The organism is Amphritea pacifica (genome assembly GCF_016924145.1).
Lineage (GTDB): Bacteria > Pseudomonadota > Gammaproteobacteria > Pseudomonadales > Balneatricaceae > Amphritea > Amphritea pacifica.
Genome location: NZ_JAFFZO010000018.1, coordinates 1 through 16073 on the forward strand (window position 1 = coordinate 1; position 16073 = coordinate 16073).

General features: G+C 49.7%; 14 protein-coding genes and 1 pseudogene. 9 read left to right on the forward strand and 6 right to left on the reverse strand.

The annotated features are described in order from the left end of the window. The 5 genes and pseudogenes from JW499_RS11575 to JW499_RS11595 form a co-directional block, all read left to right on the forward strand. A pseudogene (locus tag JW499_RS11575) lies at positions 1-142 on the forward strand (4-hydroxy-2-oxovalerate aldolase); the annotation flags it as partial. A 154-nt stretch (positions 143-296) separates the two neighbouring features. Continuing rightward, positions 297-1322: a TRAP transporter substrate-binding protein gene (locus JW499_RS11580; protein WP_205210753.1), complete on the forward strand. Its 1026-nt coding sequence runs from the start codon at positions 297-299 to the stop codon at positions 1320-1322. 9 nt (positions 1323-1331) lie between these two features. Continuing rightward, positions 1332-1847: a TRAP transporter small permease gene (locus tag JW499_RS11585; RefSeq protein ID WP_205210754.1), complete on the forward strand. Its 516-nt coding sequence runs from the start codon at positions 1332-1334 to the stop codon at positions 1845-1847. A 30-nt stretch (positions 1848-1877) separates the two neighbouring features. After that, positions 1878-3206 (forward strand): TRAP transporter large permease, encoded by a 1329-nt coding sequence (locus tag JW499_RS11590; protein WP_205210755.1) that lies wholly within the window; start codon positions 1878-1880, stop codon positions 3204-3206. A gap of 386 nt (positions 3207-3592) precedes the next feature. Further along, positions 3593-4642 (forward strand): hypothetical protein, encoded by a 1050-nt coding sequence (locus JW499_RS11595; protein WP_205210756.1) that lies wholly within the window; start codon positions 3593-3595, stop codon positions 4640-4642. Between the two features lie 237 nt (positions 4643-4879). Here the strand turns inward: JW499_RS11595 and JW499_RS11600 are convergent, their stop codons facing one another. The 5 genes from JW499_RS11600 to JW499_RS11620 all read right to left on the reverse strand — a co-directional run bounded on the left by JW499_RS11600 (position 4880) and on the right by JW499_RS11620 (position 11298). After that, a complete protein-coding gene (locus tag JW499_RS11600) occupies positions 4880-5635 on the reverse strand; it encodes an AraC family transcriptional regulator (RefSeq protein WP_205210757.1) in 756 nt (251 codons plus the stop codon). A 316-nt stretch (positions 5636-5951) separates the two neighbouring features. Continuing rightward, positions 5952-7808 carry a feruloyl-CoA synthase gene (locus tag JW499_RS11605; RefSeq protein WP_205210758.1) on the reverse strand — a complete coding sequence of 619 codons (1857 nt, stop codon included), beginning with the start codon at positions 7806-7808 and terminating at the stop codon, positions 5952-5954. A 55-nt stretch (positions 7809-7863) separates the two neighbouring features. After that, positions 7864-9639 (reverse strand): acyl-CoA dehydrogenase, encoded by a 1776-nt coding sequence (locus JW499_RS11610; RefSeq protein ID WP_205210759.1) that lies wholly within the window; start codon positions 9637-9639, stop codon positions 7864-7866. Between the two features lie 9 nt (positions 9640-9648). Next, a complete protein-coding gene (locus JW499_RS11615) occupies positions 9649-10416 on the reverse strand; it encodes a 3-hydroxyacyl-CoA dehydrogenase (RefSeq protein WP_205210760.1) in 768 nt (255 codons plus the stop codon). A gap of 120 nt (positions 10417-10536) precedes the next feature. Then, on the reverse strand, positions 10537-11298 hold the full coding sequence (locus tag JW499_RS11620; protein ID WP_205210761.1) for a crotonase/enoyl-CoA hydratase family protein: 762 nt from the start codon (positions 11296-11298) through the stop codon (positions 10537-10539). A gap of 360 nt (positions 11299-11658) precedes the next feature. On the opposite strand from JW499_RS11620, the gene JW499_RS11625 reads away from it, so the two are divergent. From JW499_RS11625 to JW499_RS11640, 4 genes are all read left to right on the forward strand, one after another. After that, a complete protein-coding gene (locus JW499_RS11625) occupies positions 11659-12699 on the forward strand; it encodes a TRAP transporter substrate-binding protein (RefSeq protein WP_205210762.1) in 1041 nt (346 codons plus the stop codon). 11 nt (positions 12700-12710) lie between these two features. Beyond that, positions 12711-13211: a TRAP transporter small permease gene (locus JW499_RS11630; RefSeq protein WP_205210763.1), complete on the forward strand. Its 501-nt coding sequence runs from the start codon at positions 12711-12713 to the stop codon at positions 13209-13211. Next, positions 13208-14527, forward strand: a complete 1320-nt coding sequence (locus JW499_RS11635) for a TRAP transporter large permease (RefSeq protein WP_205210764.1) — start codon at positions 13208-13210, stop codon at positions 14525-14527. The genes JW499_RS11630 and JW499_RS11635 overlap by 4 nt, the downstream gene beginning before the upstream one ends. 94 nt (positions 14528-14621) lie before the next feature. Beyond that, the gene (locus tag JW499_RS11640; protein ID WP_205210765.1) at positions 14622-15494 is read left to right on the forward strand and encodes an amidohydrolase family protein; all 873 of its coding nucleotides are present in this window, start codon (positions 14622-14624) and stop codon (positions 15492-15494) included. A gap of 95 nt (positions 15495-15589) precedes the next feature. On the opposite strand, the gene JW499_RS11645 is transcribed toward JW499_RS11640, so the two are convergent. Next, positions 15590-16054, reverse strand: a complete 465-nt coding sequence (locus tag JW499_RS11645; protein WP_205210766.1) for a MarR family winged helix-turn-helix transcriptional regulator — start codon at positions 16052-16054, stop codon at positions 15590-15592. Positions 16055-16073 lie beyond the last annotated feature (19 nt).

The following is a 16073-nucleotide window of genomic DNA, read 5'->3' on the forward strand; positions in this document are numbered from 1 at the left end:
CCTGCTGTTTGCCAAACGGGCGGAAGCGAAGTATGGCATTCAGGCACGGGACATTCTGGTCGAGCTGGGTCGTCGCGGCACCGTTGGCGGGCAGGAAGATATGATTGAAGACCTGGCACTGACCATGGCCAGACAAAAATAAGCGCACAGGCTCACCAGCAGAATAGTCTGCTGGTGAGCCTCGCAGCTATACCGACTCATGCCATCAATGGCTGTACTACCTATTTCATTCAACCATCTCAATTAACCATCTTATTTAACTATCTCAATCAACCATTCATTGAGGAAAACAACCGATGTTTATAATAAAAAAAGTAAAATCCCTGACACTGATCGCTCTGCTGATGGGCCTTAGCAATATCGCTGCCGCTGAAACCATTATGCGCGTTGCCAGTTGGCTACCACCTACCCATGTGCAAAATGCGGTGGTATGGCCAACCTGGGGTAAATGGATTGAGGAAGCCACCGAAGGCCGGGTTAAACTCGAGATCGAGTATGGTTTAGGCCACCCTAAAACCCTGTTTGAACTGGTGGAAGACGGTGTTGCCGATGCCAGCTTCAGTTACCATGGTTATGTTCCGGGTCGTTTTAAACTGGCACTGGGGGTTGAAGAGCCATTAATGGGAGCCTCCGCCGAAGCAGCATCTGTTGCCTACTGGCGCGTGCATCAGAAATACTTTGCTGCCGCCAATGAACATGATGGCCTGACCGTGGCAGGGGTGTTTGTACATGGGCCCGGACAGATTCAGACGATAGAACCTATCAGCTCACTGGCTGACCTTAAGGGTAAGAAGATCCGTATCGGCGGCGGTGTGCCTGCTGAAATTGGCAATCGTCTCGGGGTAACCCCGGTGGGTGCTCCGGCCCCTAAAGTCTATGAACTGCTGCAGCAGGGTATCGTTGACGGTGTATTCTTACCGATAGCAGAACAGAAGACTCTGCGTCTGAACGAAGTTGCCCGCAATGTTGTCGCTCTGCCCGGCGGTATGTATCTGGGTAGCTTTTCGATCTTTATCAACCCAGACTTTCTCGATAGCCTGAGTGACAAAGACCGTGAGGCGATCATGAGTGTTTCCGGTGAGAAACTGTCAGCGATGGCGGGTAGAGCCTGGGATGCCGCTGATAGAGAAGGCATGAAAGCCGCGGAAGAAGCCGGTGTAAATATCGTCAAAGTATCTGCAGACGATGCCTTTGCCAAGGATTTCAACCAACTGGTCGAAGGTATGGATCAGATCTGGCTGGATTCCGTAGCTGACCGCGATGTTGATGCAAAATCCGCGCTGGCAGAGCTTCGTTCTATCGCCCACAGTTATCACGAGTGAGCGCTAACCATGTTATTTTGCACCTGGGTATCAACACATTATGAGGAGCAGGGGCCGGTAAAATGGCTGGCCTTTGCTCTTGAAATGATCGCTGCAACCACACTGTTTTTGCTGATGCTGCTGACCTGCTCTGACGTGGTTGGCCGCTACTTTCTATCGAATTCGATCGATGGCACAACGGAACTGACCGAAATCGCGCTGGCAATTCTGATTTTTGCCGAGATGCCGGTGATTACCTGGCGGGGAGGACATGTTGTCGTCGATATCCTTGACCGGATGATGGGCCGCACAGTGATCAAACTGCTGGGACTATTTTCAGTATTCCTGATCGCTTCATCGCTCTATTTTATCGCCACACAGATTTACTTTCTGGCTGAGCGTTCATTTCGACGCAGTGAGGTGACTGAATTTCTGCAATTGCCGGTCGGCTTAATCGTTGAATATATCGCCTTCATGAGCTGGATAACCGCAGCCACCCTGCTGAGCTACGGTGTTTACCGGCTGCTGTGGCGTTCCCGTGATTAACCGACACCACCTTAAACAGGTATATTTAGCATGACTGTTGCCCTGATTGGCTTTGCCATCCTTCTTATTCTGATTGTAATCCTCCGTATCCCTATCGCCTTTTCCATGGCGATCGTGGGATTCTTCGGCTTTGCCTATATGCAGGGCCTGAATTTCGACACCTATACAGATTTCAACTGGAACAGTGCCCTGTCAATGGCCGCCAAACGGGTTATAAATACCGCTCAGGAATACAGTTTATCGGTTATTCCCCTGTTTATTCTGATGGGCAACCTGGTCACAAAATCGGGGTTATCCCATCAGTTATACCGGGCTTCGAACGCCTTTCTAGGACATATGCAGGGAGGTCTGTCGATGGCCACGGTGGTTGCTTGTGGCGGTTTCTCTGCAATCTGTGGGTCCAGCCTGGCCACCTCGGCAACCATGGCTAAAGTCGCCATGCCGCCCATGCGTAAATACGGTTATGCCGATTCACTTGCAACCGCCTCGATTGCGGCAGGCGGTACACTGGGTATTCTGATCCCCCCCAGCGTTATCCTGGTAATTTATGGCCTGCTCACTGAAACCAGCATCCGCGAGCTGTTTGCGGCAGGGTTTATCCCCGGATTTATCGGCATTCTGCTCTACCTCTGCGCGGTGCGGTTCGCCGTTTGGCGCAATCCGGAGGACGGCCCCTGTGGCGAGCGTCTCAGCTGGCCGGAACGTATTCAGGCACTACAGGGTGTATGGGGAGTGCTGATCCTGTTCAGCGTGGTAATGGGTGGTATCTACCTCGGTGTATTTACCCCGACTGAAGCGGCAGGTATCGGCGCTGGCGGCGCGTTTGTCATTGCCCTGTACCGGCGATCACTAACTCTGGCCAACCTGTTTGATATTCTCACCGATACCGCACGAACCTCGGCAATGCTGTTCGGTGTTTTGATTGGCGCGCTGATCTTTTCAAATTTCATCAATCGTGCAGGTCTGCCGGGTGACCTGCTGACACTGGTACAAAGTGTCGATGTATCGCCGATGGCAATCATTTTTATCATCCTGGCCATCTACATTGTGCTGGGAATGGTGTTTGAAAGCCTCTCTATGATGCTACTGACCGTACCAATCTTTTTCCCACTGGTACAGAGCCTTGGATTTGATCTTGTCTGGTTCGGCATTGTCGTGGTGGTTGTCACCGAGATCAGTCTGATTACCCCACCCGTCGGGATGAATGTGTTTGTCCTCAGCGCGGTACTCAGAGATGTCAAAGCCAGCACCATCTTCAAAGGGGTTACCCCTTTCTGGTGCGCGGATATTGTCCGGTTGCTGCTGATTACCCTGATTGCACCGATATCGCTGATCTTACCTGAGCTACTTTATCGCTGAAGCGGAAAACCACAAGAGATCGATGTTACCCAGGTTGAAACACCGGACATTAGCAAGATTCACGTCCGGTGTTTCGCTCAGCCATCAGCCCGCTGTTTCCTGGCTCAACCGCCAATAAAGCCATTCTTCAGTCAGAAATACCCGTAATATTAGTATCTTTAGTATAAGATAGTTGAATTAATTCACCGTCTGATCATCAGTATTTCTAGAAATAGCAATCAGTATCTTTTCACATCATATAAACATAAAAAACATAGCAATCCTGACCTTTCTATTATTCATATTTGCAGTATCTGTACATAGATTTGCAGTATTCAAGTATTAGATTTCTATCGATATGAGATCATAAGACCTCACCTATATAATAATAACGAGGCTTCACTTAGATGAAAAAACTTAATAAGCTAAGTATTGCAATACTTGCCGCAACCGCATCCACTTTTGTTAGCGCAGTTGAACTGGGCGAGTTTAAAGGCACGACTTTCAGCGTTGGCGGATACCTGAAGGCAGAAGCGATCTGGGGTATGCCCGATAGTGGCGACAATACTCTGGAAACCACAACCCGTCAGTCACGTTTTAACCTGAAGGCCAGCAAAGAGATTGAGGGTCATAAAGTCGCCGGCTTTATTGAATCCGATTTCTGGGAAAACCAGAGCAGCTACAATACCGCTGCCGCGCTGCGTCTGCGTCACGCCTACATCAGCATTGATAACCTGACCATTGGCCAGACCTGGAATGGCCAGTTCTTTGCCACTGCCCCCTTTGATGCGCGGATGATCAACTTCTTTGGGCCTGGATTCGGTACCATTGGCGGTAACGGTGGTACTGTTCGCCCCTCTACCGTGATTCACTACACCACCAACGGCTTCCGCTTTACAGCGCAGGATCCCCTGTATGACAATGCCTCCATGCCCGACCTGGTAGCATCCTATTCCAACCGTTTTGAATCCGGCAGCGCGTATAATGTTGCCGTAACAGCCCGTGAAGTTCAGACGACCTCTGTTGACGATTCTAAAATTGGTGCGACCATCTCACTGCTGGGTAAGCTGGCCGTTGGTAAAGGCGCTCTGTTTGCCGGTGCATTTACGGGTAAAGGTACCGGCCCGTATACGGGTGTTTGTGTTGGTGGAATGTGGAACCCAGGAAATACAGCAACCTGTGATATCGATGGTTCAGGAGATCTGATCTCTCAAACCGGTTTCAACCTGGGTGTGACTCAGAACCTGACCGAAAACCTCAACGGCACGCTGCGTTACGGCAAAGTAGAGGTCGATGACACAGCCAATACATCTGCTTACGAGACCACCGCAACCCTGATCTATACCTATCTGCCGGGTCTGGATTTTGGTATTGAGTGGCGTGATCAGGACATGGCCAACCACCCTCTGCGTCCGGCTGGGCAGCAGGTTGAAGTCATGGCAATGTACAAGTTCTAAGCTCATCAACGCTTAGAACCGATACATCTGGATAGAGATACTGGCCCCCTTCACCGGTATCTCTATCCTCCTTTAATTAAAGATATTAAGCGTTAGCATCACCGCGGTTACAGGCAGAACCAAACCAGAAAATCCTGAAAAACCTATCCCTGTCAAACGTTCCAACCATACCTGACTTCTATCACTTAAAGCCTAAATAGACCTTAACTAACCCCTTAAAGACTATGCCCTTAAAGACTATGCCCTTAACGGCTGCTCAACAGCTCTGGATCGGGTCACCGATGGCAGTTCTCCCACCTGTTTGCGATAAAGCTGTGAAAAACGCCCCATATTGGTAAAACCATAATCCATAGCGATCTGGGTAATACTCCGGACTGCACTCCCCGCTGTAATCTCGCGATGCGCCAATGCGATTTTTCGCTGCTGAATATAGCTAAGCGGTGTCGTAGACTCACTCTCCCGAAACAGGTAATAGAGTGATCGTTCACTCATATGGCACACATCTGTCAGACTCTTTACCGACAGATTGCGCTTTATATTCTGATCAATATATTCCCGCAGTTTTCCCATTATCAGTTGCTTATTACGACTCGCCTCTTCAACCCGCCGGTCAAATCCAATTTCCATCTGGATATAGTGGAAAATGATATCGATATAGTGGCGTTGCAACTCAGGTGTAACGGTCTCTTTAAGCTCTAACAGATGAAGAATCAAAGCTTTGAGTGCAGGTGATTCCAGACCGATCATACTCTCTGCTGAACTCTCAGCACAGAGCGAGGGCTCCGGGTGATTTTCACAACTATCAAATATAAAGTAGTTTACAAAGATACGCTGATGAACACTGATCCGGATGGTCCGTTCCAGCCCCTCAGGAAGTAGGTAAACCGTGATCTCATCACCGCATCCAGCCAATGAATGAACAATCTCAGTAGATTTTTTAACAATAACATCCCTATCAGCCCCCTTCATCCTTAGATCGAAATTATGCTTCATAATTTCCTCATGCAGGCATTTATTTTTATTTTTTGTCCAATCACTTTATTTATAATAAATTAATGATCCTTAATATATTAACACGATAATAAAAAAACAGGTTATAAGAAAACTGCATCAACCTATCTGAAAATAAGAGCCCTTCCCCCCTTCCCCTTCAAACTTCCCTTTTAAAAAGCCTCAAAAAAAAGCCCCTTAGAAAGGGGCACTGAGGAGAGTCAAAAAAGCAACTCAAAACATGTTTCTGGATATGGCATCTACCAAACCATATCCACGAGAATAGATATCTGGTTATATGTTTATTGAATTAACAGTGCTAAAGCGTAATCACCTGCACTGATGGCGTTGCGCAGTATATATCGTTAACAATATCCGCACGGTTACTGATCACCGCATTTGAGTTAAGCGACCCCTTATCGGTCATCTCATGGGCGTCAATATCTGCCGGCTCGCTTTGCAGCACCAGACTCTGAATGCGGGTAGAGCTTCCGGTACTTTTTTCAGCCATGCTGGCAAGATGATCACTGAACACCTGACGAACCGCTGCATGATTAACGACCTGTTCCAGACTCAGCGTCCCCTCTTCACTATCGATCAGATGGCGACAGTGTTCGAAATCCGGAAATACCAGCGCACTGATAAAACCACGATCCCGGCCAACAATCACCACATCCTGAATATAGGGGGCAAACTCATGAATCATCTGAGCTTTGAGGGTGCCCACGCTCACCCAGGTACCGGTATCCAGTTTAAAGTCTTCAGAAACACGGCCGTCGAAGTAAAATCCACGGGATGGTTTTTCTTCATCGATAAACTTCAGCGCATCACCCAGGCAGTAAAATCCTTCCTCATCAAAGGCTTTCGCGGTTTGCACCTCATCGCGCCAGTATCCCGGCATGATGCTGACCCCTTTCACCCGAACTTCCAGCTTACCCTGATTAGGAACCAGTTTAAGCTGAACACCGGGAACCGGCACGCCAACAACACCGGAAGCCGACTCTTCAATGGAAGTGAACATCGCAGAGGGTGCGGTTTCAGTCGCCCCCAGCCCGGTCAGAATTGGCACTTTATGGCCAGTGTACTGAACCGATAATTCCATCAGTTCATCCCAGACATGCTGGGCAAGGCCGGCACCGGCATAAAACAACACCTGCAGATCGGAAAAGAACACTTTTGCCATATCCGGATGCTGCTTCAGCTCTTTAACCAGCAGTTCATACCCTTTCGGCACATTGAAATAGATCGTAGGAGCAATTTCACGCAGGTTGGCAACGGTTTCAGCAATCCCTTTCGGGACCGGTTTACCACCATCAATATAGAGAGAACCACCATTATAGATCACCAGACCAGTGTTTTTATTGCCCCCGAAAGTGTGGTTCCAGGGAAGCCAGTCGCACAATATCGGTGGTTGCTGGTGAACAAAATTCAGATAGGTAGCAATCATCTCCTGGTTAGCACAGATCATCCGCTGAGTATTGATGACTCCTTTGGGCATTCCTGTTGAACCGGAAGTAAAAAGCAGCTTAGCGATAGTATCGCCATTTACCGCGGCGTTCGCGCTAATGACTTCATCGGTGACCGGAGTGTTAACCGCATCGGAAAACAGGCTCAGATCAAAACTGAAATCGTCAACACCGTGGTCCGCTTCATACGCCAGCACACGGCAATCGGATGGCATCACCGCATCGATTGCATCCCGGAACGGCCCCAGATTTTCAACAAATACCAAGCCCGGAGTCAGTTTTTCAACGATGTAGCGCAGCTTACCAAAATCGGTAGAGATCAGTGAATAAGCGGTGGAGATCGGAGAGTATGGGATTCCCACATACATCGCCGCAAGACCCACCAGCAGATGAGAGATACTGTTACCCGAAAGAATAACGATAGGACGCTCCGCTGACAGATTCTGATTTAACAGGTACTGAGAGAGATGTTTAACTTTGACCAACGCCTCAGCATAGGTCACCGTCTCCCAATGGTGTTTATCTTCTGTACGCTGAGCGACCAGCACAGTATCGGGTGTTTCAGCCGCCCAGTACTCCAGCTTATCGGTCAGTTTAGTTGCGTATGTGGGTAATTCACCCAGTGAGCGAACCAGCATAGATGCATCGTCACGCGTTTCAACGCTGACGTCATAGGTCACTACATTTACAGGAAGAAACTCTGCGTTCATTATTATTCTCTCTTATAAAATTATTATTCTGTTGAGTCAGTCAATCCGCGCTGACTTATTGTTCTATCTGATAGTCCTGAATCCCCGTTGCGGCACTGATCACCGTTTGATGCAGCGCCAGCACTTTTGGTGTGAAATGCGCAAAATAGAACCGGCTTAATGCGATCAGATTATTCAGGTAAATGGTATCCGTGCTCTGCTGCTTCTGTTCATAAGCAGCCACGGCGGTGCGCATCATCATCCAGCTGCAACACGCGATGCCCATCAGCTCGAGGAAGTTCACCGCCCCGCAGAGCTGGGTTTCACGCCCCTCTTTTCCCTGCTGTAAAATGAACTGTGTGCTCTCTTTCAACACAGCGATCAGTTGCAACAGCATCTCAGTCTCGCTGCCAGCAATCTCCAGCGCGGTATAACTGGCAAAGTCACTTTCAATATCTGCGATCAGCTCATTAAGCGCTTCCCCCTGATCGCCCTGAACTTTACGAAACACCAGATCATTTGCCTGAATCCCTGTGGTCCCTTCATAGATGGTGGTCACCCGGATATCACGCATCAGTTGTGCAACGCCGGTCTCCTCGACAAACCCCATGCCACCAAATATCTGAATCGTAGTCCCGGCCATCAGGTTGCCACTCTCGGTGGAGAAGGCTTTAAAAATCGGCGTCATCAGTGCAACAAAACGCAGGTGCGCCGCGCGATCTTCAGACTCGACCTCAGCCAGATCCAGACGGGAAGCAATCTGATAACTCAAGGCGCGCAACGCTGTAACCTGTGCCCGTAAGCCCATCAGCATCCGCTTTACATCCGGATGACGAACGATTTGAACATCGGTATCGCCGGTCAGTGCATCACGCCCCTGAGTACGTTCAAGACTATATTCCAGCGCCCGCTGATAACCCATTTCGCCGATTGCGACACCCTGCTGACCGGTACTCAGGCGAGCTTCGTTCATCAGAATGAACATATACTCAAGACCACGATTTTCTTCACCAACCAGTTCGCCGATAGCACCGCCCTCATCACCGTAACTGATGCTACAGGTCGGGCTGCCATGCAATCCGGTCTTATGCTCGATGGAGACACAACGGACATCGTTCAGTTCACCACACTGCCCTGACTCATCCACCTTATACTTCGGCACGATAAAGAGAGAAACGCCCTTACCGCCCGGAGGTGAATCCGGCGTTTTAGCCAACACCAGATGGACAATATTTTCAGTCAGATCATGCTCACCATAGGTGATATAGATCTTCTGACCAGTGATCAGATAGGTACCATCGTCCTGACGCACAGCGCGAGTGCGGGTATTACCCAGATCAGATCCTGCGCTGGGTTCGGTCAGCGACATACAGGTCGCCCACTCACCGGTGACCAGCTTTTCCAGATAACGCTGCTTCAGGCGATCGTCTTCAGCCGCCAACAAAATCTCGGCAGCGCCCTGAGTCAGCGCCTGAAACATGACGAAGCTCAGGTTTGCACTCAACCACATCTCATGCACAGCCGCCGCAATAAAGCGGGGTAACGACTGTCCACCGTATGCTTCAGGAAGAGCCAGCCCCAGCCAGCCATTGTCACAAAACTGCCGGTAAGCATCATTCCAGCCTGCGGGTGTCTTTACCTTGCCCTCATTGAAATGACAGCCTTCAATATCACCTGGCTGGTTCAGCGGAGAGAGCACCTGACCGGCAAATTTTGCCGCTTCATCAAAAACGGCCGACACCAGCGCCGGATCAAAATCCGCAAAATGCTCTATCTGATGAAATCCGCGACTATCCGCAACATGGTTTAACAGAAAGGTCATATCTTTAAGCGGCGCGACATAGTTAGCCATAATCGTTACCTACTTCGCCGCCATCCGGATAGCGCCATCCAGACGGATAACTTCGCCATTGAGCATGCAGTTTTCAATAATCTGTTGCACCAGCTGAGCATATTCAGACGGCTCCCCCAGGCGCGATGGAAACGGCACTGCGGCCCCCAGAGAAGCCTGAACATCTTCCGGCAAAACATCCATCATCGGGGTTTTGAAAATGCCCGGAGCGATGGTCATCACACGGATGCCAAAACGCGCCAGCTCACGGGCCAGCGGCAGCGTCATGGCACACATTCCCCCTTTGGACGCGGCATAGGCAGCCTGACCGATCTGACCATCAAATGCCGCGACAGAGGCAGTATTGATAATCACACCACGCTCTCCGGTTTCCTGAGCATCCTGCTCACTCATCACGCTGGCAGCCAGGCGAACCATATTGAAGGTACCCAGCAGATTAACCTGCAAAGCGCGATTAAACGTCTCCAGACGGTGCACGCCATTTTTACCCAATACGCGCTCTGCCCCCGGAATACCGGCGCAGTTAACTAAGCCATTCAGGCAGCCAAACATATTTACCGCAGTATCAATACAGTTTTGCGCCGATTGCTCATCAGTGATATCCGTTTTACAGAAAACCGCTTTATCTGCCAGAGAATCAGCAACAGCAACGCCACGCTCTTCATTGATATCCGCCAGTACAACCGACGCACCCTGATCTACCAGGCGACGGGCAACCGCTTCTCCCAAACCAGAACTGGCGCCGGTAACGATAAAAACCTTTTGATTAATATCCATATGAGTGTCCTCAATTATTCTTTTCTTCAGTCACTGCAGATTTCCGGCACTATCTTTTACAAAGAAATCATCTGTTCAAAGACAAAATTGCACCTTGCTTTGAGCCGATAAACAATCTGCCTACTTCTTTTTCCGATTCAAAAATCCCTGGATACGTTCCTGAACCTCAGGACTGGTTTGCGTCATTCCCGCCAGCAGCGACTCGGTAAACAAACCATCATCCATTGACATACTCTCGATACGGGACAGGCCGGTTACCATGGCATAGTTAGACAATCGTGAGTTTTGTGCTATTGATTTAGCCAGCTCAGTGGCTTTTTCCAGCGCAGTACCCGGCTCGACACAGTAATGGGCCAGCCCCAGACGCTCACCATCAACCGCATCGTAGGTTCGGCCGGTGAGCATCATATCCATCATCCGGCTTGAGCCCAGAATGCTGCCCACACGGACCGACGCACCACCGCCCACAAAAATACCGTGACGCCCTTCGGGCAGACGGAAGTAAGTCGTCTCATCCGCAACACGGACATGCGCACAGGAGGCCAGCTCCATACCACCACCAATCACCGCGCCATGCAGTGCGGCAACAACGGGAATAGGAGAGTTAGCAATACGCCCAAACACCCGGTGCCACATACGCGAGTGCAACACAACACCGTAAGGATCGCGGGCGACATGCTCGGACAGATCAAGACCGGAACAAAACTCCGGACCATTACCCGAAAAGAGCACCGCTGACACCTCTTCGGGCATATTGATAAACACATCCTCTATCTCAAGCAGCAGCGCATCATTGATCGCATTTTTTTTTTCAGGACGGTTGAGTTGCAGATGGCCAATATCGGCTTCTACAGAAAATTGGATATAACGGTACTCGGCCATTCGACACCTCTGTTGCACAATGCAATAACTGCCGGTTTTCTTCCCAGCGTCAAAAATTCATATTTATGTTTATACGAAATATTGTTGTGTTAATCAACAATATTGATAACAAATTACTGATTTTTTAATCAGCCCTAACAAAGAAACCAATTAAAAGCTTCTAAATACAATAACTTATTTAACTTTTCAGCAGATTAAAACGCTCTCCTACGCCAGATACAGGTGACACTACCGCAAATTCCTATAAGTCGGGCATTTATCTTATGGCCACTATTGTTGCCAAACTAAACAGTTTATGCATAAATATAAATACCAGCACTCTGGCATCCTACAACAATAAAGAATCCAAAGGATCTGAATATGGGCATTAAATCCTCTCTGAAGCAATCATTCGCCGCATGTGCGCTTTTACTAAGCTGCAGTAACGCGATCTCTGCCGAGGCAGAATACACCTTCAAACTGCACCATTTCCTGCCACCTCCTTCCATGGCGCACTCCAAGTTTCTCCAGCCCTGGGCAGAGAAGGTGATGGCTGAGTCAGATGGTCGTATCAAGATCGACCTCTATCCAGCGATGCAGCTGGGCGGAAAACCACCCGCCCTGTTTGATCAGGTGCGTAAAGGGATCGTCGATATCTCCTGGACAGTGACCGGCTACACACCGGGACGTTTTCCAAAATCAACCGTTTTTGAACTACCCTTCATCGCCACTGACGCTAAACCCATGAGTATGGCGATGCAGGAGTATGCTGAGAAAGAGATGGCGGATGAGTTAAAAGATGTCCACCTGTTAGCTATGCATGTCCATGCTCCGGGTTCACTGCACTCCCGTGAGCAGCCGATCCATACCGCAGCCGATCTTGAGGGGATGAAACTGCGCGCCCCCAACAAAACCATGGCGGATGCGTTCGCTAAGCTGGGAGCTAACCCGGTATTCATGCCGGTCCCCCAGATGCCCAGCGCCCTGTCAAAAGGTGTACTGGACGTAGCCGTACTGCCTTACGAAGTGGTTAAACCGTTGAAAATCCATCAGTTGGTTAAACATCATACTGAAGTTCCAGGGCTGTATGCCAACACCTTTATCTTCAGCATGAATAAAAAAGCTTACGATTCACTCCCGGCTGATCTGCAGAAAGTCATCGATAACAATTCCGGTATCGAGCTGGCCGGTCATATCGGCGCGTTGTTTGATGAGTATGAAGCGGTCGGCCGACAAGCCGCCGTTGAGCAGGGTAACGAGATCTATCAACTCCCCCCGGCAGAAGTAGAGAGCTGGAAATCGAAGCTGGCGTTTGTCACCGAAGACTGGCTGAAGGATATGCAGTCCGACGGTTACGACGCTCAGAAACTTCTGGATGAAGCCCACGCACTTATCGCTAAGTACGCCGCGGCCGACAAGTAAAAGGCTTCGCTATGTATACGCTTCTTTTTCAAACCAGAAGGGGAATCGAGTTCATCTCCCGTCAGCTAGCGCTGGCGGGGGGTGTCATTATGATTCTGCTCGCACTGATGACGGTCATCAGCATTATAGGAAGAACTCTGTTCGGCATTACCGTTGAAGGGGACTATGAACTGGTGGAGATGGGACTGGCGATCTCAATCTTCCTGTTTCTAACAGAGTGCCAGCTGAAAAAAGGACACGTTATTGTCGATTTTTTCACCCTGAACCTGGCTAAACGGAAGATCTACTTCCTCGATGCGATGGGTAATCTGATTTTTACAATGATTGCTGCCACGCTGACCTGGCAGATGTATCTGGGTGGCCTCGACTATTATGAGTATCTGGAACAATCGATGATTCTTGAACTCCAGGTCTGGATCGCCTACATCCCCGCCGTCTTTTGTCTGGCTTTGCTTACCCTCTGCTGTTTTATTGATACCCTGCTGGGCTTCAGGGAGTACCTGAGATCATGAGTAATATTGAACTGGCCCTGTCTATGCTGGCCCTGCTGCTGGTGCTGATGTCGATCAGAATACCCATTGCCATTGCCATGCTGGGCTGTGGTGCGCTGGGATACACCATCCTGGCAGGCTTCCCCACCACACTTAACTATCTGAGTACGGTTCCCTACTCGAAGTTTTCGACCTACGACCTGTCAGTGGTCCCCCTGTTTCTACTGATGGGTGAACTGGCCACCCGGGCGGGTATCACCACCGAACTGTTCCGCACCTGTAATACCTGGGTTGGCCAGTTTAAGGGCGGACTGGCGATGGCAGCAGTATCGGGTTGCGCTGCCTTCGGCGCCATCTGTGGTTCCTCACTGGCAACGGCTTCGACCATGGGTCAGGTGGCCCTGCCAGAGATGAAGAAAAATAATTATGCTGGCGGACTGGCTGCGGGTTGTCTGGCGGCAGGCGGCACACTAGGAATACTGATTCCGCCATCAATGGTGTTAATCATCTTTGCTGTGCTGACTGAGCAGAATATCTCCAAGATGTTTATCGCCGCCTTTGTCCCCGGACTGCTCGCGGCCGGGGGGTATATTCTGGCCATCGCTATCTATGTCCGCATCTTCCCTAAAGCAGGTCCCAAGGGGGAAAAAACCACCTGGGGGCAAAAGTTCCGATCCACCCGGGATGTCTGGCATATCACCGCGATATTTCTGATAGTACTGGGGGGGATCTACCTTGGCTTCTTTACCCCAACGGAGGCGGCAGCGGTCGGCGTTATTCTCACCGGAATACTGGCGCTGACCCACGGTAAGTTAACCTTTGCGCAGCTTAAAGACAGCATTATCAGGACAGCCGTTTCCAGCGCGATGATCTTTATGATCATTCTCGGTGCCGATCTGTTCAGTGTCTTTATCGCCCTGACAAACCTGCCAAACCTCGGTGCAGAACTATTATTGAATGCGCAGATGTCTCCCTATCTGATTCTCGCTCTGATGCTGCTCAGCTACTTCATACTGGGTTGCTTTATGGACAGCCTGGCGATGATTCTTCTGACCATTCCGATCTACTTCCCCATTATTGTGGCGATGGACTTCGGTATGTCGGTTGAGGATACTGGCATCTGGTTTGGTATTCTGGCTCTTGTGGTGGTTGAGGTGGGACTGATCACGCCGCCCGTGGGCATGAACGTATTTATCATCAACTCCTTTGATAAATCTCTCTCACTGAAAGAGAGCTTCAGAGGTGTTGTACCCTTTATATTGTCCGACTTTTCCCGGGTCATTCTGCTGGTTCTGTTCCCGCCGATTACCCTGGCACTGGTGCACCTGTTAAGTTAGGCGGACGATATCTATTTATAACCCGGTGTAGTCAGCCCACACTAACTGAGCTGGCTGCACCGGAACACATTTTTGAAAGAGACAGGGTGACACTATGAATATCGATGAGATCATTGCTATTGATTTCCACACACATGCTGAAGAGCCTTGCACCTGTGCCCGTGACGATGGTTACTATGAGTTTCAGCAGGACTTTGCCAAATACTTTAAGAATCCGGCTGGCCACAATATGCTGCCGACCATAGAGGAAACCGCAGCCTACTACCGTGACCGGAAAATTGCCTGTGTACTGTTCCCTGTGGATGCGGAAAGAGAAACCGGATTTCGTCGCTACGAAAATGAAGAGGTGGCCCAACTGGCTGCTGACAACAGTGATATTATCATCCCTTTCGCATCGATAGATCCGGCTAAGGGTCGCTTAGGTGCCCGTGAAGCACGCCGCCTGGTACGTGACTTTGGTGTGCGGGGTTTCAAATTTCACCCAACCATGCAGGGATTTTATCCCAACGACAGGTCCGCTTATGTACTCTATGAAGCGATCGCCGAAGAGGGTGCAATCTCACTGTTCCATACCGGCCAGACTGGCGTTGGAGCGGGTAGCCGTGGCGGTATGAATATGCGTCTGAAATATTCTAATCCGATCTATCTGGACGATGTGGCAGCGGACTTCCCGGATATGCCTATCGTGATGGCGCATCCATCGTTTCCGTGGCAGGAGGAAGCTCTTTCTGTCGCGACCCATAAGCCCAATGTGTATATCGATATGTCAGGCTGGTCACCGAAATACTTCCCCAAAATCCTGATTCAATACGCCAACTCTATCCTCAAGGATAAGATGCTGTTTGGCTCTGACTGGCCGGTTATCACACCGGACCGCTGGCTGAAAGACTTTGACACCATCGGCATTAAGGATGAGGTCAGGCCAAAAATTCTGAAGGAAAACGCCGTCAGACTGTTGGGACTGTAATGAGTCAATAAGAAAAACACAGGCCCGCCTGCATCTTGATACAGAGGTTGCAAGCGGGCTTTTTTGTGGCTATTAAACGTGCAACCTGACTGCTGCTATTGTTTCGCAGGCTTATGGGCTGCTATACGATCCAGCATGTCGATAATTAACGGCTTTTCACCCTCGTTCAACAGACTGGTAAAGCTGGCTTCATGTTTCAGTACTTCAGCCACCAGCTCCTTATAGAAAACCTCCCCATGCGGCGTCAGAAACAGCGCATGTGAACGGCGATCCGATGCCGAAGGCTTACGCTCGACAATATTCATGCTTTCAAGACGGTCAACCACACTGACCATAGCCGAACGGTCATTGCCCAAGGCATTCGCTATAGCGGTCTGGGTTAACCCCGGATTTCGCTCGACGATAGACAGAACGCCAAATAAACCCGGCGTAATGCCAAACCGGGAACAGTGCTCAGAAAAATCATTAAAAATATTCACCTGAGCCCTTCGCAGCTTATAACCAACAAGAGTATCAAGGATTCCGTAATCGATATCTTCCGATGAATTTAGATTAGTCATTAAATTATTTACATTCTTA

Excerpts from the sequence above, each read along its gene's own strand:
- JW499_RS11580 (WP_205210753.1), top strand. The coding sequence starts at position 297 with ATGTTTATAATAAAAAAAGTAAAATCCCTGACACTGATCGCTCTGCTG.
- JW499_RS11585 (WP_205210754.1), top strand. The coding sequence starts at position 1,332 with ATGTTATTTTGCACCTGGGTATCAACACATTATGAGGAGCAGGGGCCG.
- JW499_RS11590 (WP_205210755.1), top strand. The coding sequence starts at position 1,878 with ATGACTGTTGCCCTGATTGGCTTTGCCATCCTTCTTATTCTGATTGTA.
- JW499_RS11595 (WP_205210756.1), top strand. The coding sequence starts at position 3,593 with ATGAAAAAACTTAATAAGCTAAGTATTGCAATACTTGCCGCAACCGCA.
- JW499_RS11600 (WP_205210757.1), bottom strand. The coding sequence starts at position 5,635 with ATGAAGCATAATTTCGATCTAAGGATGAAGGGGGCTGATAGGGATGTT.
- JW499_RS11605 (WP_205210758.1), bottom strand. The coding sequence starts at position 7,808 with ATGAACGCAGAGTTTCTTCCTGTAAATGTAGTGACCTATGACGTCAGC.
- JW499_RS11610 (WP_205210759.1), bottom strand. The coding sequence starts at position 9,639 with ATGGCTAACTATGTCGCGCCGCTTAAAGATATGACCTTTCTGTTAAAC.
- JW499_RS11615 (WP_205210760.1), bottom strand. The coding sequence starts at position 10,416 with ATGGATATTAATCAAAAGGTTTTTATCGTTACCGGCGCCAGTTCTGGT.
- JW499_RS11620 (WP_205210761.1), bottom strand. The coding sequence starts at position 11,298 with ATGGCCGAGTACCGTTATATCCAATTTTCTGTAGAAGCCGATATTGGC.
- JW499_RS11625 (WP_205210762.1), top strand. The coding sequence starts at position 11,659 with ATGGGCATTAAATCCTCTCTGAAGCAATCATTCGCCGCATGTGCGCTT.
- JW499_RS11630 (WP_205210763.1), top strand. The coding sequence starts at position 12,711 with ATGTATACGCTTCTTTTTCAAACCAGAAGGGGAATCGAGTTCATCTCC.
- JW499_RS11635 (WP_205210764.1), top strand. The coding sequence starts at position 13,208 with ATGAGTAATATTGAACTGGCCCTGTCTATGCTGGCCCTGCTGCTGGTG.
- JW499_RS11640 (WP_205210765.1), top strand. The coding sequence starts at position 14,622 with ATGAATATCGATGAGATCATTGCTATTGATTTCCACACACATGCTGAA.
- JW499_RS11645 (WP_205210766.1), bottom strand. The coding sequence starts at position 16,054 with ATGACTAATCTAAATTCATCGGAAGATATCGATTACGGAATCCTTGAT.